Here is a 26443-nt window from a genome sequence, read left to right as displayed (position 1 = left end):
TTCAAAATTCACGACAATGACTACTTAATTGATTTACTTTGTGGTAATTAAGGCGCAAGAAACCCATAATTATTTTTGAAAATATTCTGAGCAGTAGTACCAGTTAAGTAGTTAGAAAAACTCTGTGCGGTCGTTAAAACTGTAGTTCTGGTGAGTATACCCAATGGATAGACAATCGGATCGCTCTCTGTTGTTAGAGCAGTTTCTACAACTCTTACTTTGTTAGAAAGAGCAGCATCAGTTTTGTAAACTGCACCTGCATCGATAGTTTTATTTACACCTCCAACTACAAGAGTTTTATTTTCAACAGCAGTTAAAACGTTACGCACATTGCTAGCAAGGTATAACTTAGGGTTGAGAGTAGTGAAAATACCCCGGCTAGTGAGAACTTGTTTGGTATAATTTCCTGCTGGCACAAGTGGAGGAGTACCTGTATAGTCACCTATGGCAATACCAGTAATGTTGGCATTGGTCAAACCATTGAAGCTGGTGAGAGCAGCGCTACCAGCACTAACAGGAGGTGTCGTAGGGACAATCAAGACTAGACGATTTCTGACAACGTTTTTACGGCTACCTGCTACCAACTTACTTGGGCTTGCATTCTGCAAGACATCTATTTGGTTGGTAGCAGCTGAAATGAAAATATCTGCTGGGGCTCCCGCTTGTATTTGACTCAGCAAGGTACCAGAAGCTCCAAATGTATAAACTACGTTGACAGTCGGGTTAGCATTTTGGAATTGGGTTTTAATTGCATTCAGTGCGTTTGTTAAGCTGACAGCCGCATACACGTTAAGTGTGGTTGTGGAGCTTGCTGGCGATAAATGGACAAATTGAAAGCCTATTACCAACATCATGCTGGTAACTGCTGTAGCCATCCAAGCAATAAGTCTTCTTCTGTTCATGAAAGTTATAGTTTGGGGAAATATTAGCTGAATGTGTTATTTTTGACATAAATACATCACATACAGGCAACAGAAAATAAACTGCATAGAATGCAGAGGATATTGATAAACCTCATTTAGAGAGAGTTTTGGCGTAATTCCTACGCACGAAAAATCCCGGAAATAAACGGTCTCGCAACTGCTAAAAGCATTGGTTATGATGAGCCGTTATTATTTCCAAGTAGAATTACACAAACAAAAAGTGAAATGTATTTAGTGATGAAATAATATCAGTTAGACACGCTTATTACCAACATTTTTGGTTATAGAATCCTGACAAAAAACTTAGGTAACGGAAGTCAAACTTTGAAAATCCCCTAAATTGCTTGTAAATTATAGGTTTATTGTAAAATTTTCATAAATTACTAAAATAGATTTTTACCAACAAAGTAGTTTTAAACGAGTCATTGCCTAATTTAGTTGGTAACAAAGCTGGTGTACTAACACTAGTGAAAAGCGATCGCACTTACCGATGTGTAAAAAAGGAGCGATATCTGCGGCGGTAAACCACGAATCCAGGAGTGCTTGTAACTCATCCATATAGATCAACTACATATAATTCTCTCTTTGTATAAAAATATATATAAACTTTTATGGTATCAATAAAAAAATTGATTTGACATACGCCTAACGATAGATAGCTTTTATGGAAAAATAGTTTAGATTTGTAACAGGTTACACAGAACTAGGTAAAACACATGGCCAACATAATTGACACTGCCACTAACAATGGTTCTTTCAAGACACTAGTTGCAGCAATCCAAGCGGCTGGTCTGGTAGATACACTAAAAGGTGATGGCCCATTCACCGTCTTCGCACCCACAGATGAAGCATTTAACAAGCTTCCAGCAGGTACAGTAGACGCATTACTGAAAGATATTCCAAAGCTCAAGAAAATCTTGACCTATCATGTAGTCTCAGGTAAAGTACTGGCTGCTGATGTAGCTAAACTGAAGACAGCTAAAACAGTTGAAGGTTCAGATGTAAAAATTGACGCTTCTAATGGCGTTAAAATCAATGATGCAAAAGTTGCAACAGCAGATGTTGCTGCTGATAACGGTGTCATCCACGTAATTGACACAGTTTTGATTCCTGCATAAGCAAACTTCAGAATAGTGAATGCTATTTCTGGGGTGGCGACTACCTATAGTCGTTTCTTGATTAAAATCTGGTTGAATGTTTTTTAGTAAACACCAACTACCAACAAACCCATCTAGACAGGATCTAGATGGGTTTATTGTTTAATTAAGTGTAATCAAATTTTGAGTTTTGCTAAACCCAAATAACGGATACCTTCGGGGGAAATGTCAAAACGGCAAGGTAAGACTTCTAAACCGAGAGCGATCGCATCCCGCAATAATTTACCATAGACAGGATCTGTGCGATCGCCAGGGGAAAACTCTGTACAATCACCGCGATTAATAAAGTAAAGCATCACCGCACGAGTTAGAGGTAGCAACGCCATTAGTTCTCGCAAGTGCTTTTGTCCTCTTGTAGTTTCCGTGTCGGGAAATAAAGCTAGTCTCCCCTCAGACAAAGTTGTATTTTTCACTTCTAAATAAATCGGGCGTTCCTCATCACTCCCCGTCAAGAAAAAATCTACTCGACTTTTTTTATCTAGCCCATAAACCACCTCGCCCTTGATTTGGCTATACTCACCCAATTCGGGGAAAAGATATTTTTCCAAAGCTAGCTTTACCACCCGATTGGGCAAAAAAGTATTTATGCCTACCCAAGTCGGCTCATTGTCATGTACCTCAATTAGTTCTAAAGTGTAAGCCAATTTGCGGTTAAGATTATCACTTTTGGAAAGCTGTACAGCACTTTGGGGAGTTGATACTCCAGTCATTGGCCCTGTATTAGGACAGTGTGCTGTCACTATTTCGCCAGAAGTAAGTTGAACGTCAGCAAAAAATCGCTTGTAACGCTTGAGTAAAATACCCGGATACAAAGGTGGGTAACGGTAAAGCCAATCCATCATTATAAAACCTTGTTGCTGCTAGTAAATATACGTCGATTCCTTACCCACCTAACTCTCAACAGTAAATCTTTGCAGCAGCGACTCCACCCTGTGACAGAAATCAAGCAACTTTACATATCATAGATTGTCAACTTTTGTAGTTAAATTGACAACATAGTAATAAAAAGTAGCATATACTAAGCATTATAAGCCTCCCATAAAAAATCCGGGAGATTTCAACGTGCAAGGAGGTAAATCCTATGCAAAAATTGGAGACAGCAACGGAATTAGAATATGCTTTTCTGTTTACTCTAAGAAAAGTAAATTCAATCAATCCAGAAGGTTTTAAGCCATTTTTTAGTAATATGCCTATTGATCCTTACATCAAAGGCAAGTATCGTTCCAGAAGATTATCTCGGTTCACAGTTTCTGGAAATCAGTTAATCAAATTACCTCATGGCTATCTCTTTCAAAGTAAAAAGTATAATCCATTAGTGGGTGATATAAAAAGAGAGTTCGCAGAATTAGATGATGGACTCATAGAACTTGATATTTTTAGAAATCTAGTCTTAGCATTTAGTGATTCTTGTAAACTTCATCCTGAAGCTGAAATTGGGGTTCATCAAATTAGAACTATTTGTTCATTAGATAATTTGGGTAATCCAGCACCTGAAGGTATCCATCAAGATGGTACTGATTTTATTGGCATATTTTCAGTAGATAGAGATAATATTCAAGGTGGAGAAACACATCTATATGCTGCCAAAAAAGAAAATCCTGTATTTAGCAAAGTTCTAAATCCGGGAGAACTTTTATTAGTTAACGATCATGATTTTTTCCACTTCACCACTCCCATAAAACCACAGTATGAAGCTCAAGGAAGTAGGGATGTTTTTGTACTAACTTCTCCTAGTTTGCTTTCGGAATAATTTTAGTCAAATGTAAATATTTTGCAATCTACCAGATATGGGGAATTGAATGTAGTCATTTCCCCAGATTTTTTATTTGGAATTGGAAATAATCTAGCTGAGAGTGGTTTATCTAACTTGATGGCTAAAGTTGCCAAATCAATTAGTAAAGCTGCAATTTTTTCTATTGTTATATCACCCGGAATCGGAACTGTATCCAGTCCACAACCACAAACTGCTGAATATAATAATAAATTTGTAATATCATAAGTTTGCTCATTAGCTCTGGTAGCCAGTCCCACATCTTCACAAACTGGAAGCATCAGCCCAGAGTAACCACAGATTTTTACTGGTACATTTTTCAGTACACGAGTCAGCATACCAGAAATGCTGAGAGTTCCAGAATGCCCAAACTTACCATTAATCAATTTTTCATAAGCAAAAGCAATACTGTTTTTCTTATCCAAGGATGGGGCTAGAGAGGTATCGATTCCTGTATATGTAATGGCGAATCTATCAGATATTTTTTCGGCAATAACCGCAACTTGATTTAATTCAGATTCTAAAAGTAATTGCAGGTTTTGCTCTACTGTTATCATATTTTTAGCTTGTGAAAATGCTTGCATTACCAATTCACCTAACTCTAAACCTATAGCGAAAGATGTATTGCCTCTATGGTAGGCTGTAGGAAAAAATGGGATACCTGGCTGACAGTTTGCCCATGCACAAAAACGAAAATTACCATAACCATTTTCACTTTCTTGAGAAATACGTTTAATAACTTTAGCGGATTCCCTAGCATTCTCAAAATTGATACCAGTTTCACTGTCGCCAATTTTGCTAGAGCAATAAATAATCGATGTATTTTTGTTGATGTCTGCAATGATATCTATGGTTTCAGGTTTGCTGGCATAACCAATATTGAAAAAGCTGATATTCAAACTTTGGCAAAGTTTTTCTAGAGTTTGAATTCCATTGATAATTTCAATTTTCGACAAGCCTTGCAGATATTCTTCCCAGCTATTAGTGGCGATTCTGGTTGTTTGTACTTCGTATCCTTGTTTTTCAAAGAGAATCTTTGCTTGCTGATTAAAGTCAGCAGCTTGCTTAATTGTTTCCTGATCTTGTAAAGATTGAAGTGATATACCTGTTGTGATAGTTCTGATTTTCATTGGTATAACTCATTATTGATAAGATTAATCAAAGTTTTAGCCAAGATTTGTACTAAATCTAACTGCAAAACCTGGAGTGTACAATATTCAATTGCATGAATATCGCCAATAAAATTTACGGGGTTTGTTCGTTTTAATTCACGGCAAATCCAAAATGAAGCAAAGCTACGCTGAATACTTAGAATATTAAGAGTAAGTGGATAGGTTAGGCTACGAAGCAAGCTTGCTGGAATTCAACTAACTGAATCAACCAAACAAATGTTATGAATGACGAATTTTACAATAGAGGATTGGAAAAGGCTAGGCGAAAAGACTACGCCGGAGCAATTGAGGAATTTAGCCATGCCTTACAACTGACACCTTACTTTGCCGAAGCTTACTTGCAAAGGGGTTTAGCATATTATGACTCAGGAGCAATCCTTAAGGCTGTTTCAGATTATACTGAAGCTCTGAAACTTAATCCTGAGAGTGTAGAAGCGTATTATTGTCGTGCATTGGCTAGGGTGGCGCTGAAAAATTTACCAGGGGCGCTGGAAGATGTTGAACGCGCTATTCGTCTCAATCTCAATTATGCTGCGGCTTATAATCTGCGGGGAATGGTGCGGCGCAAACAGGGTTATATTCAAGATGCGATCGCTAACTTTAAAAAGGCTGCACAATTATATCTAGAACAACAGGATAAAGAAAACTGTCGCCTGTGTCTGGAACGAATTAAACAGCTACAACCCCAAGAATTACCTGTTGTACAACAATCGCATTCCCCAAATGCGCCAATTTTATCCACCAATGATTATTTCACCCAGTTATTAGAAAAAGCTGAAAAGGGAGATACCCAAGAGGCACTGGCCGATTTAAACTGGGTATTGAAAGCCGATTCACAAGATGCCCAAGCTTACTGCTGTCGTGGGGTTGTGCGTTGTAAGATGGGAAATTATCGAGAAGCGATCGCAGATTTTAATCAAGCATTGCGACTAAATTTTCAAGATGCCATTGTCTATCGCAACCGAGGCAAAGCCCGTTCTATATTGGGAGATCATCAAGGTGCGATCGCGGATCTTAATCAAGCACTCCAAATACAACCACAAGATCCTCTAGTTTATATTGCCAGAGGTAATGCCTATCGCACAACGGGCAACTATCTGGGTGCAATTCAAGATTACACCCAAGCGCTGCAAATAAATCCTGATGATGCTCAAGCTTACTACAATCGTGGCATTGCCTTTACTTGTTTAGAAGAAATGCAAAATGCCGTGGAAGATTATCAACGGGCGGCGAGTATTTTTTGTGAACAAGAAGACTGGGGAAATTATCAACAAGTTTTAAGTAGCCTAGAAAAAATCCAAAAATTTAGTCCCCAGTCAAAAAAGCAAAAGTATAACATGCTACATCAGCGACTTTTGGGCATGGTTGGGGGATATTGGGAAATTGCCGAAAGATTGATTCAGCAAAAACAGGATTATCATCCTGGAATGTCAGACGAATGGTATTTGCAAAGAGTGATTGATGATTTAGAACGCGATCGCGGTAGATAAAATATGAAGAAGGCAGGAGGAAAACTGTCCTCTGCAATAACTATTTTCATTCATAAATTCCACTAGCTATAAACGTAAATTCACCCGTACAAGTGTACGGGTGAAGATGCGTATCCGTTACCGCGTTTAACTAACTACCGCTTCAGCTTTTTCCTCGGCTTTTTTCTTTACTAGCACATAAGGCTGTTCTGCACCTTGTGCTAAATATTCCGCTAGCTGACTTTCAATTTGATCGCGCACAATTTGCCGATACTCTAGAAAATGCTCGTTGTGGGCGCAAGCAGAGATGTAATGCTCAATCACTCCAGGGTTACGCTTGAGAATGCTAAACAAATGGTGCCAGAATTTCCAACGGGTTTCCCGTTTGATTCCTTGTCGCCAAATTACAATCAACAACGCTTTGACAACTATCCACTCTGGCATTTTTGCTGGCGCTTTCCAACTCGGCAAACCCATCATCAAGAAACAGCGATAGGTACGATCCAAGTAATTTACTGGGTCGTATAAAGTACAAAATGCTTCAACATATTCTCTAGCCAGTTCTTCTAACGGACGGGTGGGCAAGAAGTTCATCAACGTTGTTTGGTTGATGTTGCCATCTTGATTTTCCCGCAGTCGTCCTTCTTTTTTCAGGCGATGCCAAAGCGCGGTGTTAGGTAACGCTTGCAACATTGCAAAGGTAGTAGAGGGAATAGCTGCTTGTTCAGCAAAGCGGACAATGCGATCGCCTGCGCCTGCTTTTTCGCCATCAAAGCCGATAATAAACCCAGCCATTGGGCGCAATCCTGCTTTGATGATGGTTTCCACCGCCTCAGTTAAAGAACTGCGAGTATTTTGAAACTTCTTGGTCATTTGCAAACTATCCTCATCCGGCGTTTCAATTCCCAAAAACACCGCCGAGAAACCAGACTCAACCATCAACTCCAACATTTCAGCGTCTTGTGCCAAGTCAATTGAAGCTTCAGTGTCAAATCGGAAGGGATATTTGTGTTCTGCCATCCAGACTTTTAACTCTTTCAGCAACAATTTTACATTTCGTTTGTTGCCAATAAAGTTGTCATCCACCATGAACACACCCCGCCGCCAACCTAATTCATAGAGGCAATCTAACTCTGCTAAAAGTTGGGCTGGGGTTTTAGTGCGTGGTTTGCGTCCGTAGAGAACAATAATGTCACAAAATTCACACTGGAAGGGACACCCGCGCGAAAACTGCACCGACATCATGTCATAAGCATTCAATTCCAATAAATCAAAGCGGGGTATTGGCGTGCTTGTGACATCAGGTTTTTCTGTGGCGCGGAAAGTTCCAGATGTGTCTCCGCGTTGAATTGCCTCAATAAACATGGGCAAAGTGATTTCCCCTTCATCCAGAATCAGGAAATCTGCGCCAACATTTTCAACTTCGTGAGGTACAGAGGTGGGGTAAGGGCCACCGACTGCGACTAACTTGCCACGTTTTTTGGCTTCCTGGATTTGTTCAAGTAAATCTTGTTTCTGGACAATCATCGCAGAGAGAATTACTACATCTGCCCATGCCCACTCTTCTTCTGTTGCTGCACGGATGTTGCGATCTACCAGCTTGAATTCCCATTCTTGGGGCAGAATCGCCGCTACTGTGACTAAACCCAGAGGTGGTAATAAAACTTTGCGATCGACTAACTCTAAGATTTTTTCATAAGACCAAAAAGTTTTAGGAAATATTGGATACACTAACAAGATTCGCATGTAGTATCAATCCTCACACTTTGATTGTTATCCCACTCTAACGAAAATAAAGAGCTATTGACTTTTTATTAAAGTTGTTTTATCTTACCACCGATATTTTTCCCTTTAATCGGCGGCTAGCGACTGGAATTCTTGCAGCTAATCGGCAAAAATAAAAGCATCTTGAAACAGGAATCAGGAGATTTCTGGTTTCTCTAACTACCACCAGGCTACAAACTAAATTCATATCAGTAGGACTTAGGCCAATACGGTTCGGTTAAGACGGGATGAATCGCCGTCTCTACAAAGAACTGATTATTGTAAAGACGGCGATTTATCGCGTCTTTGCGATCTGGGGCGTGTCATCAAAAAACCTTATCTGAACCCTATTGGGACTTAGGCAACTGTCATAGGCGATCGCCTGTATGTTAAAATTTATCACTAAAACTTGTAAAGAATTTAATCGTCTAAAATCTTGAATAGATATCCAAACCTTTGATTTAAAGGCTTTACAGGCTGATACTATCACCATCTACTGACTAATTTTCTTGAAAAAGACTCCACACTTATAAGAAATATTCTCATTTAGCTGTATCGTAAAAATAGAAGCAAATTAGAAAAGAAGTGTAGTGCTTCAGAATAAATCAATCAGATGATCGCACGATGGCTCCCAAAAGCTTTTGCACAAAGTTTCAAGATTCTCCTTGCCGTTACATTTATCAGTACTATATTTCCTGTGGTTGCATCCGAAGATAAGTCCAGTTACGGTAATCAACCTAACCTACTTCAAACTGAGATTACACAGCAGGATCTCAAAATCATTGAGCAATTAGTAGCTATTGCTGAACGCAACTCAGCCCAAGTGTTAGAAACAAAAGCTGCAATGGGATTAAATGCTTTTAGGGATGTCGTAGCTATCGAATTATCTCCGGGTCTAACTACAGTTTCAACATCACCCAATTCCCCATCTGAACGCTCAAATAGCTTTTCCTTAACCGTCACAGTTGACCCGATTAAATTTATCAGTACTTTTCAACAACTTCCTATTTTACGAGCTCGTTGGCAGGAAGCTAGACAGCAGAAAAGGTTAGCTATCATACAATACTATGTTGCTTATCTCCAAGCGCGTCAAGCAGCTTTAATTGCCACTTATCAAATACAAAAATTTACTGGAGGCTCAGGTATTGCCAGCCTTTATTCCCAAGCAACTTTTCCTAAGAATGTCAATCATCTTGCTAATCCTGATTACATTGCAGCTGCAACGTCTACATTAGAAGCAAACACACGTGAACGATTGACATTGGAAGAACTGGCAGCTTGTGTCGGCTTATCTTTGCAAGAAATGACCGTTATCATTAGCAAATAATAGATATTTTCTCAATCAGCACGTTCCACGCCACTAATTTTTAAAACATCACTCATGGTTGCACAATAATTTGGCAAGCCAAAACTATTGGGATTTATGAATTTTTCATAAGTGAAATGACGATAGTTCATACAAAATCTATCCCAAGCAGCCATCTGAATGCGGAATAGAACAATAATCAAATTAGCCAATGCTATAGATATAGGAATGCGAAAGTAAATCTTTTTGCCCAGATAAGCACAAACTTCTTCTACTGCTTGATTAGCAGTTAACGGTGCTTGACCCAAAACAAGCCGACGTGGTTGATCGTTCTCGGCAGGATGATCAATTAAATATCGTACTACAGTGGCAATATCTCGTCCGTGGATAAAGTGAAAACTGCCATCTGCTTCCAAACAGCGAATTAAATTAATATATTTCGTCACTTCTGGAATACCAGATGTGACAGCAGAATAAGGTTTATTCGCATCACCACCTAACACTACAGTAGGAAATACTGTGGTAATTTTAGGTGCGATCGCTAATTTTTCTTTTTTCTGTAAGCACTCATATTTGGAACGGATGTAATCTGTCCCAATTTCCCCAGCTTCTTTTAATGGTTGATTGTAGCGATCCAAAACGCTAGCTGTCGAAAAATAAATCACCTGCTGGCAACGTTCTGGATCTAGCAATTCGAGTAATTCTATAGTCTTGACGACATTAATATCAAATGTTTCATCACCACCCCAAGCTGTGGCAGTGAGTACCGCCGTATCAATTGTGGATAGTAAATCGGCAAACTGGCGAATATTTTGCATATCACCTTGTAAAACGTTGATACCTGAACGGGCTTTAGTATCAACTTGCAGTTTGCTTGGGTTTCTAACTAGCAGATACAGTTCGTGATCTGTTTCTTTAATTAAGGCTTCTGTTAAATAATGACCTACACAACCACTTGCACCAGTCACTAAAATCCGTTTCTGGCTCATAGAGAATTTATAAAGCGTTAGGAGTTAAAACTAAAGAGTTAAGAATAAAGTTAAAAGTTCCGAATTGCAACTGATAACTCTGGAAATTTTAGATTTTGAATTTTGGATTTTGGATTGAAAGAAAAATCTAAAATCTAAAATCTAAAATCTAAAATTGTATGACTCCTAATTCTTAACTCCTGCAAGATTCAATTCCTTTGCGGTTTCAAAGAAGAAAGCGACATTTTCTTCGGGAGTTTCTGGAAGGACACCGTGACCGAGATTGAGAATATGACCCCAATTACCAGCTTTGCGAACGGTATCGAGAATGCGATCGCGGATAAACTGTTTAGAGCCGAATAGCACGCCTGGGTCAAGATTTCCTTGAACTTTGACTTGCTTACCCAATCTTGCCCGTGCGTCTGCCATATCCACTGCCCAGTCTACACTGACAATATCAGCGCCAGATTGTGCCATTCTTTCCAACACACCCGCACTACCACTAACTAGCAAAATCAATGGTGTATCGGGGTGGGTTTGCTTAATCTGCTGGAAAACTCTCTGCTGATAGGGGAGAGCAAAGGTGTCATAATCTTGAGGACTCAATTGACCCGCCCAAGAATCGAACATTTGCACAACTTGAGCGCCAGAGTCAATTTGGTAGCGGGCATAGATGGCGATCGCATCTGCTAATTTAGTTAACAGTTGATGCAGTATCGTCGGATCTGAGAATGCCATGTTTTTGATGATGGAGTAGGTTTTAGAACCTTTTCCCTCAACTGCATAAGCTGCTAATGTCCACGGCGCACCCACAAAGCCTAACACCGTTGATTTATCGCCTACTTCAGAACGCAACGCTTGTAAAATTGTCTTGATAAATGGTAAAGCTGCTTCTGGTTCTAAGGGATGCAGACGATCAATTTGTTCTTGAGTGCGGAGGGGGGAGTGAATGATTGGCCCTTTACCTTCCGCAATATCCATGTCAATGCCCAAACCAGGTAATGGGGTGACAATATCAGAAAATAAAATTACTCCATCTGGTTGGAAGGCTTTCCACGGTTGCAAGGAAACTTCAATTGCTACATCTGGTATTTCCGAGCGATCGCGAAACGAAGGATACTTCTCTCTTAAGTCTCGATATGCTTTCATATATCGTCCCGCTTGTCGCATCATCCATACAGGGGGACGATCTACTACTTCACCGCGAGCAGCCCGTAAGAGATGAGGAGTTGTTGAAGGAACACCCATTTATCACTTCATCCTAAGTCACAATTTTTATGCCACTGTTTAGCTTATCATTCTAGGATTACGCTTTTTCAACAGGTTGGCAGCAAAAGGCTAATGGTAGGGCAAACGCATCTAAATTGATTGCTCTCGATCGCAACTAAGGTTAAAAAACAACGAAAAAATCAGCATTTCTCGTTTGGTTTAGTTTCCAAGTCTCAAAGCGATGTCTACGATGGAATACACCTAAACCTTTAGCAACAAGCATCGGCTAATGAGATTCTATTTGCAATATAATGCTCTTATTGACATAATGCGGCCACCCTGCACAAACTATTGAACACTCATTGATAGAGCTTCTATTACTAAATATATTTCAATTGTCTAACTAAGTAAAAATAAAAAATATTTCCAAATTTTTTTATACAATTATGAATTTAAATGTTAAAAAATAATGATATTAAAAATACGCTTTTCAGGGATTTTCTTTCTCACGAATGATTTAAGATTGCTATAGTAGTCTCTTATCTTTTAATACTCTAGAAACGATTGGTACTGTATGAAGAATGCCGTGATATCGCCAAGCTGTAAAAAGTAAAAGATGTGTATCGAAGCACAGCCTCGATACACATTATTAAGGATTTTATACGGCTATCCTGATAAATTTATCTTTACATTGTCACTTTACGTTGTGAGCGTTTGAAGAGTGAAGTCATACCACAAGCACCAATTGCTAACACACCTAACATCGCATTAGATTCGGGAACGCTCTTGGCTAGTCTATAGGCATGGTTATCTGTTTCAAAAGCAACACCATTTGAGCGCATCACAACTCGATCAAATGTTTCTCCTGTGTCAGCTACAAGATTGATAAACATATTAGCTTGAGTGCTAGTCCAACTACCATTAGCTATAGCAGTTGGCACATCTGCACCACTAAAAGTCTTTACCAACTGATTACCTTTGTAAATGTCAACAAAGTTGTAATCATCCAATGAACCTGCATAAAAACCGAAGTAATTAACAGCTTCTTTGAAGTTAATATTGACAAAACCACTGTTGCCTGCAACATTAGTATTTTTTGGAGCAATTGTTAGAAATTTGGTGTTATCCCCATAAGGTGAGGCGTATTGACCAGATACGCTACCTTGAACAATGTTACTAGTAATATTAGAGTAAGTAACAAATCCATTAGGATCATTTGCGGTGCCATCGTCAAAGGTGACAGTTTTAGCATCAGCATAGCTAGAGAACGGGCCAGTATTGACTTGCAGAGTTACGGCACTAGCTGGATTTGCACTGACGATCACAGCAGTTGTTCCGAGTAAAGCCAAGGAGATTTTTTGCAGCATTCGAATAATAAACCTTGAAGAACACAAAGATAATTAAGACTGAACTTTTCTTGAAACCTAGCTATATAAAACTAGTTTCATTACTCGAACAACCTAGAAGAAAATCAAGAAGTATTTCTTTCTATATGACTGTTGTCGAGTACAACAAGCTCGAAGATGTAAGTTTATCTTGATGCTTTGTAATACTATTGTGATTTTTTCAACTCGCAAAAGATACGGTATATACACCAAAATTTCTTTAAAGATTAAGTGAAGGGTCTTGTGCAATTTTAATGAGCAGGACAAACGCATCTAAGATTACCTTGATCGCAACTAAGGTTAAAAGATTATTTATAAAGTAAAAATAAAATTTCTGTAGGGAAGCCACTGCGTTGGGTGATACCGACTTGTACCCCTACGGAGAAGCAAGCTACGCTCTTAGCATTCCCACATGGTAGCAACTGGCGTTGTGTTAGGCATATATCTATGACGGGCGACTCTTAACCTTTTAGCAATAAGCTTAATTTAATGAGATTAGCTCACAGTTTATTGAGAATCAACTGCCATTATTGACATAATAGACTCGCTTTTGGAGAGTGGCAAATAATAGAAAATAGGGACTGACGAGTAAGAAATAGGATAAAACAAGAATCAATATTTAACTGAGGAGTGGGCATTAGTCATTCTCCCTGCTTCCCTATCTTCCTAATCTCCCTATTCCCTCGCTACCCTAATTTCTTATGGAAACTGACTCTAATAGTCCCGATCGTGTTGGATCTGCTAAAAACGAGCTTAATTCAGGAAACTTTTTGATTCCGCGATCGCAGCGACAGAGGTTCTTTATTCAGTTTACCTTAATGACCCTGATTGGATGGGTTGTGGGTGGCGTTGCCAGTATCGCCTTAGAAAAAATTATTCTCCAAAGCTCACCGAGTATTGCTCTCCAGGCACAAACATGGAGTATTTTGGTCAGAAGTCTCAGTAACGTTGTATTTGCCGTAATTTTTGCTGCTGACCAAGCCCTGATTGTTTACCGATATTTACCGGGTTTACAATGGCTATTTGCGACTAGCGTCGGTTGGCTGATTGCCAACGGTGTTTCTACAGCCTGGATTAACTACATTTCATCCATAGCCTCATCATCACCTGAAGAAACTTTTATTTTCGGATTCTTATCTGCGATCGCATATATAATTTCGGGTGTTTGGCTAGGGCTTTGCCAATGGCTGGTACTGAGGCGATATACAGCAGGTATTTGGTGGTGGAATTTTTTACCCTCAATTGCTTTCTTATTAATTACTATTTTGGTTTGGTTGCTTTTTCTGGTGCAAAATCTGATTCCAGAAGCAAGCCGTAATTTTATATTGTATTGGAGTGGACAAGGGCTTACGGCAGTCATACTGGGAGCTATACCAGCAATTGGTTTGTGTACATTAAAAAGAAATCCACATCGCTAAACTAGAGTTTCTTCAGGATTTTCATTTGTCATCCCAAATAAGTTCTAAACGTTCTTGTGCTGCCTTGAGTGCTTTTTCGGCAGACTCACCTAGTAATGTCGCCTCGATCGCTCGACCCAGACTGTCAGAAAGACGACTATATCCAGCAATAATTGGTCGAGGAAGTGCTACAGATATCTGCTCCATAAATACTTTTAAAACTGGTTTTTTGCTAATAAATTCCTTAAAAGCTTCACTTTTACCAGCTTTGATATTAACTGGTAAAAAACCCGTTCCGACACTCCATTCTTTTTGAAAGTCTTCACTCAAAACATACTCCAAAAATTTGAGTGCTGCTTTCTCTCTTGCTGGCGTGGTCTTCATTAGATACAATATTCCCGTCGCTGTCACCGTAGCAGGCTCAACACTTGCAGGTATAGGGAACACCTGATAATCAACATTAGACTTCATGATGTAAGTCCAAGGCCCTGTGATTTGCATCGCAACCCGGCCCGTGATAAAAGCATCCTCTTCATAACCACGTTCTGGAGGCGAAAGCATTACTGATCCATCTTTTATGAGGTTTTGCCAGAATTGCAAAGCACTAATAGCTGCCTGATTCGTTAAATTCGGACGGTTATTTGTCACTACCTCGCCGCCAGCACCCAATAAAAAAGGAAACCAACTAAAGACAGTCCATTCTCCCTTTCCTAAAGGCAGCAACATTCCGTACTGTTCAGGTTTATTATCACCATTCCGGTCTATGGTCAATTTTTTGGCGACTTCCCTTAACTCTTCCCAAGTTTTAGGAATTTGCGTAATTCCCGCAGCTTGAAAAAGTTGAGGTCGGTAAAAAATCCCTAGATTGCTCGTGTAAAGTGGAATTGACCAAAGATGACCGTCTAATTTTAATTCCTCCAATAGGTTGGGGCTAATTTCCGACTTCAATGGCAATTTGTCCAGCCATTCTTCTAAAGGTCGAATTGCCCCTAGTTCCATAAACTGACCTGTCAATTGAGGATCGAATGACAGAATATCTGGAGGTGTATTGCCCACAACTGCTGTTAATATTTTTGGTAATTGGGGTTGACCTATGAAGATAGATTCTACTTGGATATCAGTATGAGTTTGATTAAATTTATTTACTAGTTTGTTAAACACATCCCGATTAGCAGGAGGATTTATTGATTGCCATAAACTCAGATTAATTACTCTATCATTATTCTGGAATGTCCCCTGACAACCATATAAGAACATTAAAAATATACTCAGAATAATTCCTACCAGCGAAAACCGCCAAGCAGAATGGGTCGTCTGGCGGAAAGTTTTTTGAATTTGGGATTTAAAAAGAGTAAATTTCATGCCAAGTAGTTAATCAATTGCATTATCGGAAGGATGAAAAGTAAAATATATAATTATGAAGAATAAAGGATAATTGAAGACTTCATAGATAAATTAATAATGAGACTAAAAACTCCGTATGCAAGTATTTATGTTTATATATTTAATCTGTTTTTATATGTGTTGAGTATCTATGAATTTACTCTTCTTAAAATACACCATAGTGTAGGCAATTTGATGAAGGTTAAATTGCTGTTCAAACTCATGTAAAGCTTTCTGATCCCGATTACCTGTGAGGTTTGTCAGACTTAGTGACTAAGACCCAAGTGTGACCAACCTTGATTTTGTGCAGTTTCAGAAATAATTGGTATAAGAATTTTTCCAATAACCGTAGTTACTCATCAGCACTATAATTATACCATTAGCGAGAACGCTATCATAGAGAGTATTTGGGTTGTTTTATCCAAAATATTGAATCTCTAGCTGATGTATGGTAATTTTACACGTAAGAGTTGAGGTCAGTTTTGTAACTAAACTCTGAGGTAAGAGAACTATTAAGCATCGACCTCTATCACAGTATCCGCTTGGTAGCTTACAGAAGAACTATTCATAGACTCTTCTGTATTCAGCTTTTATTTATAAGTGACTTATGACTCTTCATTTATAGACTAGCTGGGCAACTAAGTTGAATAAATAGTTATGCCTAAATAAGGACAGTAGTAAGCATGAACTCCCAAGATAAGGTTTTACAAACCAGCCTGACTGACAATATTGACTATCCTGAATTCTGTTTAAAAGCTAGCTTGGATTCTTCCATATTTAAAGATTTTCGTCGCAATGAAATATACAAGATCGCATTAGAACACGACGACTTTGGTCAAGGTTTAGAGTATCTGGAAGCAACCAAAAATTCTTCCTCTAAGGTATTGAGTAAGATTAATGAATTTCTTAAAAATGATCGGATTGGCAATCCTATAGTTTTTGATTACGAGGGCATTGGTACAATCGCACCACCTACCCTACGATACATAAAAATTCTGTCAGATTTGGAATCCGAATTTGGCACTCTAGACAACTTAAATATATGTGAAATCGGAGTTGGTTATGGAGGGCTATGTAGAATTGTCAGTAGTTATTTTAAGGTAAAAACCTATACGTTGGTTGATCTAAAACCAGTGCTAATGCTAGCTCAAAGATATTTAGATCATTACCCATTAAACACGACGATAGTCTATAAGACAATGAATGAATTACCTAAAGAGAATTATGATCTTGTAATTAGCAATTATGCCTTCACGGAACTGAGGCGAGAAATACAAGATATTTATCTAGAAAAGGTGGTTCTTTCTGCCACCAAAGGCTATATTACATACAATGAAATCAATCCAGAAGATTTTAATTCATATACAAAAGAAGAGTTAATTAAAATTATTCCTACAATCAGAGTCAATAAAGAAGTTGGCATATTAGACCCTGAAGATTGTACTTTAGTCTGGTAAAAAAAATACCGAATTTATCCAAATTGAATAAAATTTAGGCAGATATTTAACAGACCAATACATAACTCAAAAATTAAGTGACATCCTTCTAAAAGTATTGGCCTGTTAAATATTATTTAACCCTTCTTAAACCACACCGCAGTGTAGTCAATTCGATGCAAATTAAATTTCTCCCCTTTCAAACGCTCAAAGTCATGTAAGGCTTTTTGACAACCATCCCAATGGCCGTAGTCATCCACCTGAATCATCCCATTAATAACAACGCTATCATAAAGCGTATTGAAGATATCCATTGTTGATTCATACCAGTCTCCATCAGCGTGCATAAAAGCAATATTGCCTATCTCTGATTTATATTGAGGCAATGTATTAGCAAACAAACCCTTAACAGGTACAACAATATCTTTGACTTTTAACAATTGACAAATCGCTTGTATATTTTCTCCAATTGGAGCTTTTAAAGTGCCAACTCCAAACCCAGTTTCATTTGCAGGTATTCCATTATATATATCTATCTCCGTCGGTTCGGGCATTCCTTCAAAAGTATCACACGCATAAAGTAGACGTGGGCGCAAGCTGTATCGCTTAATTACGGATGCTAAAAGTGCTGCTGCTCCCCCTTTATAACTTCCACATTCAACAAAATTTCCGGGAATATCTTCTATACAAATTTTTTTTGCTAGAGAGTAAAGTGAAAATAAGCGTATTTCGCCCAATAAGGTATAAGGTCGGATAGCAGTAATAATTTCCATAAATTCATTTACTGAATCTGATGATAATTCACTTACATGATAGTTTTGTAAATGCTCTGGTACACTCCAATTAACATTTGGATCTGGCTGATGTTGGACTGGCTCAATATTGCCACGCCAAGCAACTCCCATAATCTGTCTTGTTTGATAAATCATTGTGTTCCACCCTTTTTGCTTTAAGTAATCTAAGCCTTGGGTAACATCGGGAGAATTTAAGTTATTAAATAGAATAAAAGCTTCTGTCTCTGCTAATTGTTCGCAGATAATTGCATAATTGAGTGGATTTATAGCTTCATTAGTTCCGTCAATAAAAATCAACGACCACTTGCGTTGTAATTGTTCAGCTAACTCCTCTATTTTTTGTGGAATATTACTACTTACTAGATTAACTGAGTCCAGGACACCTGCACATCGCAAAGAGTTAGTTACACTTTCATGAATATCTTTTCTGGCTAATAGAGCATCAATTACATCTAATTTTACTCCTGCTAATGCCAGATGACAGACAGACCAACCATACCAACAGCCAATAGCTAAAGCTTTTTTATCCCTAAACTTATGAGCAGTATTATAAAGAATATGTGCTTCATCCCGACTGAGAAATCCTACATCTGTTTCTCTTTTATCTACATACAGATTATGAGGAATTTCACGTTTTAGAGAATGCAAATCATAAGTATTTATATCTTCTACAATCATATTGGGAAAACATTTATCTGGTTTGATAATTTCAAGCCCAACTGAAACATAATCTCCATCTGCTAACAATGTTCTGTCAATAAATTCTATCGTTTCTTTATTCATGATTCATTTTTCCTTAAATATCCTAATTTTTGCTGCAAAATTCGCTGCTAACCCCATGCCTATTACTGTGATGCAGTATTAGACATACATAGTTACTGATTTATGGCTTACTAATAATCAAACTTGCTAAAATCGTCAATTATCTGAATATAGTTTTTGATGATGTGACTAAAATCAAAATTTTCCTTGACATATTCTACAATTTCTTGGCGAAAAGATTTATTTTTCTCAATTAAATCAAGAATTATGTCACAAACAATTTTTTTATTTTCGGCGGTAGCATTAGTTAATATATCATCTGGCAAAACTTTAATAAACTCTTTGGAGTGTAAGTTAGCACTAGCAGATTCTGAAACAACGACACATAAACCTGCCGCCATTGCTTCTAGTACTACAAGCGGTGCAATTTCTCCATTACTAATTAAAACTAAACAATTATAATCTGTGAGATTATTATAAACTTGTTTTAAGCCCCAGATACCTAAATGTTTTGTCGTGGTTCCTTCTTTAAAATTAGGGTCATCTAAAGGCCCAACAAAATCTAATCCTAACTTACCATCAATCGTTTCTGCTAGCAATCTCTGCTGCTTTCTCGGTTGAATCCAACCCAAACAAATAGCTTTATTATTTCCTTCTTCTTTGAAATTCAATTTTTGAGTATCAATACCGTTTATTTGCACTGATATATATCCAGAATAGCCTGCTTTAATAAAAATATTTTTTGTTGGATTAGAAAGGGCAATTATCCCAGGTGCATTTAGGTAGTGTTGAAATCCTTCTTTAAAATCTTCTTCCCATTTATCTTGTTTTAAAAAATAGCCATTATGACAACTAAAACAATATTTTTGCTTTAGGGTTTTATTGAATTGACTAGCAAATTCATAGGCGTGTAAATGTACAAAATCATAATTTCCATTATTGATTTTATCTATAACTCCATTAACATCTTTATTATTAAAAATATCTACTTGATGTCCAAGCTTATCTAAAAAATATTTATACTCTTGGATAAGAGTCAAAATAGAACTTGATAAGGGAGGTGCAGGAATATAGCCTCCAGCAACTAAGGCAATCTTCATGAAAATCCCTATTTTTTAGAAACTATTGCTCAAATATACTACATTTCTTATCGATGTTTACAAGTGTTAATAAGTCAAAGCGGTATATATCTATTCTATAATGGAATACGTTGATTTCATTGTGATATAAATTTTATGGTAAACTCTACTGCGCCTTCTTTCTTAAGTAGTTTTTTAGAAAATTCATTTGACTTAAAACATCATCTAGAATATTTTTTAAATTTAGATCCAGAAACCATAGAGACAAAGTTAGCAGCAGGACAAGAGGAAATAAAAAACTTAGGACGCAAAGATTTTAATTGGGAAGAAGCAACTGCTTTCTATCGTGAGAAAGTAGGAGAACTTTACTTGTTTGAATTGGGGGCATGGCATCTATCAAGTTATGCTTATATTGGAGATATGTTGCAGTTGATTGCAGATTATGCCCAAGGAAGAGTGTTAGATTTTGGTGGAGGGATAGGAACTCATACCCTTGGTGCTGCTCTTTGTCCACAAGTTGAGCAAGTTGTTTATTATGATATCAATCCGATTAATTGTGATTTTGTTCAGTATCGAGCAGAGAAAATGGGACTGGGGAAAAAAATAATTTGTAGTCTTGAAATGCCTGCAAAAGAAAAATTTGATACTATTTTGTGTTTTGATGTTTTAGAACATTTGTCAGACCCTAGCCAGCAGTTATTAGAATTTTATCAATCTTTGAATTCTGAGGGTAAAATGATAGCAAATTGGTATTTTTTTAAAGGTTTTAATCAAGAATTTCCTTTTCATTTAGATGAGCCTAAAGTTGTAGAAGCATTTTTCAATACACTTCAGAGCCAATTTTTAGAGGTTTTTCACCCTTACTTAATTACAACTCGCTGCTACCGTAAGCAGAGTTGAATTTAATTACATGTTTTTTGGGTGGAGCCATAGCGAAACCCGCTAAACAAGTTATTTAGCTGAAAAGCTGAAAAAATGATGTTGATAAAAATAGATTAACGACGGAAATGTACCATAAATTATTATTTATGTCTACTCCAATGGGCCCACTAGGTTCAGGATTGGGAGGCGGAGTAGAGTTGACCCTATCTAATATTGCTACAGAAATGCTGCGGCGAGGATATAAATTAGAAATTGTTGCACCGCAGGGATCTATCAGCAATTCATTACCGATTAGAGAAATTCCCGGTGAACTAATACAGATACCAGCGCAAAATCAGAGTCGTAGCGATCCGATTTTGCTGCATAAAAATTCTGTTTTAGCGAATATGTGGGATTATGCTCGTCAAGTCCAAACTGATTATGATTTGATTGTTAATTTTGCTTATGATTGGTTGCCACTCTATTTAACACCATTTTTTAATTGTCCGATCGCACATCTGATCAGTATGGGTTCTTTGACAGATGTAATGGATGAGATTATCGAACAAGTAGCAATCAATTTTCCTGGTAGTATTGGTGTTCACAGCCAAACACAGGCAGCTACTTTCACATTTGCAGAACGGTGTATTTGTCTGTTAAATGGCATGGATTTATCTATTTATCAATTTTGCCAAGAACCAACTCAGAGCTTGGCGTGGGTAGGTAGGATAGCTCCTGAGAAAGGGCTAGAAGATGCAGTAGCAGCAGCAGAAATAACTGGCATTAAATTGAAAATATTTGGGTTAAAACAGGATGTATCTTATTGGGAAAAAATTTGTCAAGAATACCCTAATGCTCCTATAGAATATGTAGGATTTTTACCAACGCTTGAGCTACAAAAGGAGCTAGGTAAATGTCAAGCACTTTTAGTAACTCCTCGTTGGATAGAAGCATTTGGAAATGTAGCAATAGAAGCGCTTGCTTGTGGAGTACCTTTAATTGCTTATCGTCGCGGTGGTTTAACAGAAATTGTCCAGGAAGGAAAAACTGGTTTTTTGGTGGAACCTGATAGTGTTCAAGGTTTAGTAGAAGCTATTAAGCATTTGGATGAAATTGACCGTCAAACTTGTCGCCAGCAAGCAGAAACTCTATATTCTTTAGAAGCTATGGGCGATCGCACTGAAGAGTGGTTTCAAGAAATTCTGAGAAAAAAATTCTGAAAAGCTGATATAGTACTAATCTTGTTCAATTTAGATATTGCCGCTACGACTAACGGGATTTACCGATGCAGCCATCCAACGTTGAAATTAATAAATAATTCTGGAACAATTACGCCAAAACATGGGATAAATCTCAAGTTATTTTAGGTAATCAAAAAATTACAGATGATCAAAGAGATAATTACGTCAATTATTTAGGTGATGAATGGGCAACAGTAGAAGATGCAGTCAATATTGTGACTAAGTATATTACACCGTTTATTTCCCAAGACAGTACAACCTTTTCTTTCTTTTTCAGCAAGCCCTACCTATGATGGATTATCTCGGATAAAGTAATCACACTTTGCCAGCCAAGTTTATCAACTGCTTGAAATTCACAAGATAAGTAATGTTATTGGCGCTATCAATTTTGATCCACCCTTTTTCATGCAGCTTTTCCATGATTTTGGTGGTTTCTTCAACACCGATTTCTGTTACCTCTGCTAAATCTTTAAAAGGAATGTTAAAAACTTCTCTTCCTAAGTCTGATTCCTGACCATAACTTTCACCTAAAGTTACTAGGGTATGAGCGAGTTTGACTGCTGGTGGTGAAGACCGCATTTGTAATCGCTGGTTAATTTGCCGCAATCGCCGCACCATCAGTTGCAGCATCCGGTGATGTAACTGTGGGTCTTTAAACAATATTTGAATAAAACGCTCTCTAGAGATACTAAGCAACTTCACGGGTGAAAGGGCAATGACATCGGTTGAGCGTGGAGATTCATCTAAAATTGCCATTTCTCCAAAAAAATCGCCACGACCAAAAATTGCCAAAGCCACTGAATCGTCCCCGACAGTACGCCGGACTTTGACCCAACCAGAAACCACGAAGTAAACGGCATTACCCCAGGCATCTTCCATCACAACGGCTCGTCCCGATGGATATTCATGTTCAATTGCAACGTTGAGCAGCCATTCTAAGGTTTGTGGGTTGGCTGTACTCATCAAGGGGAAAAGTTCACTAAAAACCTCAGTTAGCATGAAATATTTGCAACAAATGGATTCAAGAGCGGGAAACTAACTTTGATACTATAAGTTTGTTTAAATCGTAATCTTACTCAGAGTACGATCGCAAAATTTGTATTTATTTGAGATGAACCTTATAAGGTTGATCGGTCTAAAGTCTCATTACAACATAACAATTATGTACGCGATCGAAATCAGCGCTTTCACTGACAGACCTATAATTTGCTGTCTGTTGGTGGATTGCTATGTATTGCCAGTATTTTGATCTGTTGGTCTAAATTTTTCACTAATTGATTCAGTGTAGCTAAAGCCTCTGATTGCTGAGAGTCAAGGATAGGATTCAACAAAAGCCGTTCTTGTAGTTCATGTAATTTGAAACTTAGTTGCTGAGAAATTCCTAAAGCATCACGTCCTAGACGCATCAATTGTTGTTGCTGATAGAATTTTAATGCTGCTCCCCGCAAGACTTGGAGTGTTGCCTCTTCACCGTAGGTTCCCGGCATAACTCGCAAGCGTAATAACAAGCGGTTTTTTTGATATACATATTCCTTCTCTACCTGTTTTGGTTCTGCAAGCGTGATGAGAGGTAGGGAGGCAAACCGCTTTAATTCATTCAGTACTCCTTGGAAAACATATAGCGGCAGCTTGTCTAACACAGACTGCAATATTCCATTATCACTCCACAGTATCCTGCCTTCATAAGCTTGTCTTTCTAAATACAGCCGGCCGATTCCTCCACCCAGAATTCGCCCTAGTAATTCTTCTAGTAATTTTTTGGGTGGCAGTGTTGATAGCAACTCAATGGGAGTAAGTAATTCAGGAACTTGTGTAGGCAAAATAGGTAGATTGTTTGCTACTGCAACGGATGTCTCGCCCTCTTGACTCCTTAGAGTTTGAGATGATTGATCTAGCTCTGGGATAGGAGGCAAGTCTACACGTTGTCCAGAATGTTGACGCTTTTGTGTTTGAAACGCCATCAATAGGGGGTGCTGATTTGATTCTGAGTCGGCATTTAGGGAGGGAATAGGTTTGTCAGTATTTTGTTGGGGAAAGTCCTCTGTTGACTCATGCACAAGTTTTGCATCTAGTTGAGATGTATTCTTATGGTTGAGGTAGGCTGATAATATTCTGCGGTGAGAGTCGCTTGCGATCGCCTCAATCACCATTGTGCAATTGATATAAGACAAAATGCGACCAACATAATCTAGTGCCTCACTGTCTTGTGGATAAACCATACCTAGCAAGAGGTTTTGGTCTTCTAATCCCAAGGGCAAAATCTGATGGTAGAGGCAAGCTTCAAAGGATAAAAGATTATCAATCAGTTGGAACATTTGCTCGCGTTCCCCTCCTTCCTCCCATCTAGTTTGAGTGGCAGTTAGGATTTGCTGTGCATTTGCTGCGGTATCATTTAGTCCGCCCTCGGAAGACAACATAGGTTTGATTGCGTGGTGTTTATTTATATTTTGCCTCTAATTGAGTAAGTAGTTAATAAAGATACTTTGTTTGATTGTTAAAATTTCAATTATATATACTTAAGTAGACGTAAGTAGAAGATGAATTTTAGATGAGAGACTGGGGATAATACTGAGGATTGGGCATGGGGCATTGGTTATTCTCCTCATCTCCCCCATTCCCCTTGCTTTTCCACTTCGCCACTCCCCATTTGCCTTGTCTCCCGCCGCCTGAATTGGCTACTCTTGCGTTCTTAAAGCTTGGGCTGCAAGATAAATTTTTGTCCATTCGCCTAATACTTGATGGGTTTTGAGTTTTAACTGTTGAGCTATTGCTTCTATTGAGTTGCCTGCTTTCCGTAAATCTAGGATTTGCCGTCCTAGAGGAGTCAATTTTTCATCAAGTTGTTGCCATTGGTTTTGCGTTAACCCTAAATTATGTTCTTGTAAGGAAATTGAGAGCCAGCTGTCTACTAGCTCTGGTTTAGCTTTGAGGGCAAAAACACGCACAGCATGGTAACTAATTTTTTCTCGCAGACGGTAGACTTCTTTAGTCTGCTTATCCAGTTTTTGGGCAATTTCTTCTTGGGACTTACCTTGCAGATACAGGCGGAGCCATTCTACTGCGTCTTTTCCGAGATTCTCTTGTAAATAATTTTCAAATTCTTTTTGGACAGACTGACGTAGGGTCTGTTGTTCTTCTAGTTGTTGTGTTTCTTGATATTCTGCGATCGCCTGACTATCTACTAAGTTAACTCGATTGTCACTGTCGTCGGTGAGGACTTCTTCTGACACCAGTCTAATCATGTCACGACCCGGCACTTGGGTTAAGCCACCGCGCTGAGTGCGACGCAAGTAATTTACAAACCGATAAGCTAATAGGGGTTGATTGCGTACTGGCCGCAGACAATATTCTTCTACACTGGCAAATAGCAGAGCATCTGCCAATCGCCTATCGCTTGTATATTTGGCAAGATCAGCCATTTGTTGCTGCATGTAGGCATCAGTTTGCAGTAATTCTTGGAGTACTTCTTGCAATACATCCATAACACTGCGCTGGCGATCGCGGCTGAGGGAAACCCAAGTCTGAATCTTATTCCGTAATGTCACTAAACTCCCTAGTCGCGTTATCAAGTTGCGATAAGCACGTTCTCGCCCAAACCCCAAATAACGTTGACGTAAAATCCTCCAGCGATATTCCATCGCTTGTTTGGCGATCTCAAGTTCCTTCGGGTTTAACAGATCAAACCGTTTTGAGTCAGATCCAAATAGCCAGAGAATAATACTTTGCCTAGCAGCTTCATTTTGCTCTGGACATTCAGTAGCCAAGCGCTTTTGCCAATCTAAAGCCAGTTTTTCCATATCTGTTGTCATACTGAGATTGCATTCCTCGAAACTCAATTTTGAAGTTTGCATCACAACCCCCATTTATCCCACCTAATTGTTAACTGGCAGCTGCCCCAGATTTCATGAGTTTCATGAAAATAGCTCAGTGTTTCTACTCTTATTACGTCTTAATTCACTAGAATTATGCAGAAATTTCTACATTGATGTTTTCCTTTCAATTCCAAAATACCCAAAACCCTTGTAAATGAAGCATTTAGAGCAAGTTTGTTAATTTAAGCTTTTTGTAAAGTTATGTTTTTTAACTAAGAACAGAAATCTGCCTAGAGTGGTGAGGATACACCTTTGCATGAGATGGGTCGGGGAAATCTGATATTTTGTAACAGATACCAAGAACGAATCTAATTTAACTCAATGTCAGACGTTATTTCACCCGTATAAGTTTCAACCCTTTACAATCCCTTACGTAGGAAAATACTTAGTTAAATCTTAATACGCTTGGTGTTCATAAGATTTTGCCCTATAAGAGCCCTCCGACCCTCTTAAAATGAGCTTAATTCCGTCCTTTCTAAAGGGAATTAGGGAGG

At 38.3% G+C, this 26443-nt stretch carries 22 protein-coding genes; 8 read left to right on the top strand and 14 right to left on the bottom strand.

Annotated elements, in window-relative coordinates; all coding sequences use genetic code 11:
• Positions 1–47: 47 nt before the first annotated feature.
• Positions 48–902 (bottom strand): molybdate ABC transporter substrate-binding protein, encoded by an 855-nt coding sequence (gene modA, locus ACFFRD_RS35470; protein ID WP_392480639.1) that lies wholly within the window; start codon positions 900–902, stop codon positions 48–50.
• Positions 903–1352: 450 nt separating this feature from the next.
• A complete protein-coding gene (locus ACFFRD_RS35465; RefSeq protein WP_392480638.1) occupies positions 1353–1481 on the bottom strand; it encodes a hypothetical protein in 129 nt (42 codons plus the stop codon).
• Between the two features lie 158 nt (positions 1482–1639).
• Between ACFFRD_RS35465 and ACFFRD_RS35460 the strand changes: the two genes are divergently transcribed.
• Entirely contained in the window at positions 1640–2041 is a 402-nt protein-coding gene (locus ACFFRD_RS35460) for a fasciclin domain-containing protein (protein ID WP_114083007.1), read from the top strand.
• A 155-nt stretch (positions 2042–2196) separates the two neighbouring features.
• Here ACFFRD_RS35460 and sfsA read toward each other — a convergent pair whose 3' ends face one another.
• Positions 2197–2922: a DNA/RNA nuclease SfsA gene (gene sfsA / locus ACFFRD_RS35455; RefSeq protein ID WP_392480636.1), complete on the bottom strand. Its 726-nt coding sequence runs from the start codon at positions 2920–2922 to the stop codon at positions 2197–2199.
• A 239-nt stretch (positions 2923–3161) separates the two neighbouring features.
• Between sfsA and ACFFRD_RS35450 the strand changes: the two genes are divergently transcribed.
• Positions 3162–3830, top strand: coding sequence for a 2OG-Fe dioxygenase family protein (locus tag ACFFRD_RS35450; protein WP_392480634.1), 669 nt, complete (start codon positions 3162–3164; stop codon positions 3828–3830).
• A gap of 2 nt (positions 3831–3832) precedes the next feature.
• Here ACFFRD_RS35450 and ACFFRD_RS35445 read toward each other — a convergent pair whose 3' ends face one another.
• A complete protein-coding gene (locus tag ACFFRD_RS35445; RefSeq protein WP_392480632.1) occupies positions 3833–4981 on the bottom strand; it encodes a DUF711 family protein in 1149 nt (382 codons plus the stop codon).
• Positions 4982–5244: 263 nt separating this feature from the next.
• On the opposite strand from ACFFRD_RS35445, the gene ACFFRD_RS35440 reads away from it, so the two are divergent.
• Complete coding sequence (locus ACFFRD_RS35440; RefSeq protein ID WP_392480631.1) at positions 5245–6513, top strand: tetratricopeptide repeat protein; 1269 nt, start codon at positions 5245–5247, stop codon at positions 6511–6513.
• A 126-nt stretch (positions 6514–6639) separates the two neighbouring features.
• On the opposite strand, the gene ACFFRD_RS35435 is transcribed toward ACFFRD_RS35440, so the two are convergent.
• Positions 6640–8238 (bottom strand): B12-binding domain-containing radical SAM protein, encoded by a 1599-nt coding sequence (locus tag ACFFRD_RS35435; RefSeq protein ID WP_392480630.1) that lies wholly within the window; start codon positions 8236–8238, stop codon positions 6640–6642.
• A gap of 631 nt (positions 8239–8869) precedes the next feature.
• On the opposite strand from ACFFRD_RS35435, the gene ACFFRD_RS35430 reads away from it, so the two are divergent.
• Positions 8870–9583 (top strand): hypothetical protein, encoded by a 714-nt coding sequence (locus tag ACFFRD_RS35430; RefSeq protein ID WP_163939333.1) that lies wholly within the window; start codon positions 8870–8872, stop codon positions 9581–9583.
• Positions 9584–9594: 11 nt separating this feature from the next.
• On the opposite strand, the gene ACFFRD_RS35425 is transcribed toward ACFFRD_RS35430, so the two are convergent.
• The 3 genes from ACFFRD_RS35425 to ACFFRD_RS35415 form a co-directional block, all read right to left on the bottom strand.
• Positions 9595–10551: an NAD-dependent epimerase/dehydratase family protein gene (locus ACFFRD_RS35425; RefSeq protein ID WP_392480628.1), complete on the bottom strand. Its 957-nt coding sequence runs from the start codon at positions 10549–10551 to the stop codon at positions 9595–9597.
• Positions 10552–10716: 165 nt separating this feature from the next.
• Positions 10717–11778: a uroporphyrinogen decarboxylase gene (hemE, locus tag ACFFRD_RS35420; protein ID WP_114081374.1), complete on the bottom strand. Its 1062-nt coding sequence runs from the start codon at positions 11776–11778 to the stop codon at positions 10717–10719.
• A 647-nt stretch (positions 11779–12425) separates the two neighbouring features.
• Positions 12426–13106, bottom strand: coding sequence for a PEP-CTERM sorting domain-containing protein (locus ACFFRD_RS35415; RefSeq protein ID WP_179073810.1), 681 nt, complete (start codon positions 13104–13106; stop codon positions 12426–12428).
• Between the two features lie 719 nt (positions 13107–13825).
• Between ACFFRD_RS35415 and ACFFRD_RS35410 the strand changes: the two genes are divergently transcribed.
• The gene (locus ACFFRD_RS35410; RefSeq protein WP_179073811.1) at positions 13826–14542 is read left to right on the top strand and encodes a hypothetical protein; all 717 of its coding nucleotides are present in this window, start codon (positions 13826–13828) and stop codon (positions 14540–14542) included.
• 21 nt (positions 14543–14563) lie between these two features.
• On the opposite strand, the gene ACFFRD_RS35405 is transcribed toward ACFFRD_RS35410, so the two are convergent.
• Positions 14564–15883 carry an ABC transporter substrate-binding protein gene (locus ACFFRD_RS35405; RefSeq protein WP_392480626.1) on the bottom strand — a complete coding sequence of 440 codons (1320 nt, stop codon included), beginning with the start codon at positions 15881–15883 and terminating at the stop codon, positions 14564–14566.
• Between the two features lie 704 nt (positions 15884–16587).
• Between ACFFRD_RS35405 and ACFFRD_RS35400 the strand changes: the two genes are divergently transcribed.
• Positions 16588–17361: a putative sugar O-methyltransferase gene (locus tag ACFFRD_RS35400; RefSeq protein WP_392480625.1), complete on the top strand. Its 774-nt coding sequence runs from the start codon at positions 16588–16590 to the stop codon at positions 17359–17361.
• A 116-nt stretch (positions 17362–17477) separates the two neighbouring features.
• Here the strand turns inward: ACFFRD_RS35400 and ACFFRD_RS35395 are convergent, their stop codons facing one another.
• Together ACFFRD_RS35395 and ACFFRD_RS35390 are read right to left on the bottom strand one after the other, a co-directional pair.
• Complete coding sequence (locus ACFFRD_RS35395) at positions 17478–18917, bottom strand: TylF/MycF/NovP-related O-methyltransferase (RefSeq protein ID WP_392480623.1); 1440 nt, start codon at positions 18915–18917, stop codon at positions 17478–17480.
• A 110-nt stretch (positions 18918–19027) separates the two neighbouring features.
• Positions 19028–19996 (bottom strand): hypothetical protein, encoded by a 969-nt coding sequence (locus tag ACFFRD_RS35390; RefSeq protein WP_392480621.1) that lies wholly within the window; start codon positions 19994–19996, stop codon positions 19028–19030.
• Positions 19997–20131: 135 nt separating this feature from the next.
• Here ACFFRD_RS35390 and ACFFRD_RS35385 point away from each other — a divergent pair, with 135 nt between their 5' ends.
• Positions 20132–20875: a class I SAM-dependent methyltransferase gene (locus tag ACFFRD_RS35385; RefSeq protein WP_392480619.1), complete on the top strand. Its 744-nt coding sequence runs from the start codon at positions 20132–20134 to the stop codon at positions 20873–20875.
• 107 nt (positions 20876–20982) lie between these two features.
• Positions 20983–22056 carry a glycosyltransferase family 4 protein gene (locus ACFFRD_RS35380; protein ID WP_392480617.1) on the top strand — a complete coding sequence of 358 codons (1074 nt, stop codon included), beginning with the start codon at positions 20983–20985 and terminating at the stop codon, positions 22054–22056.
• Between the two features lie 336 nt (positions 22057–22392).
• Here the strand turns inward: ACFFRD_RS35380 and ACFFRD_RS35375 are convergent, their stop codons facing one another.
• The 3 genes from ACFFRD_RS35375 to ACFFRD_RS35365 form a co-directional block, all read right to left on the bottom strand.
• Positions 22393–23076 carry a Crp/Fnr family transcriptional regulator gene (locus tag ACFFRD_RS35375; protein WP_114081365.1) on the bottom strand — a complete coding sequence of 228 codons (684 nt, stop codon included), beginning with the start codon at positions 23074–23076 and terminating at the stop codon, positions 22393–22395.
• A gap of 200 nt (positions 23077–23276) precedes the next feature.
• On the bottom strand, positions 23277–24494 hold the full coding sequence (locus ACFFRD_RS35370) for a pilus assembly protein PilB (RefSeq protein WP_392480616.1): 1218 nt from the start codon (positions 24492–24494) through the stop codon (positions 23277–23279).
• 258 nt (positions 24495–24752) lie between these two features.
• Entirely contained in the window at positions 24753–25940 is a 1188-nt protein-coding gene (locus ACFFRD_RS35365; protein ID WP_392480614.1) for a HetZ-related protein 2, read from the bottom strand.
• Between the last annotated feature and the right edge of the window lie 503 nt (positions 25941–26443).

This window comes from Nostoc sp. C110 (genome assembly GCF_043099725.1).
GTDB lineage: Bacteria > Cyanobacteriota > Cyanobacteriia > Cyanobacteriales > Nostocaceae > Nostoc > Nostoc muscorum_A.
Note: the sequence above shows the minus strand (reverse complement) of the source record. Positions and strands in the feature narration are given on the sequence as shown.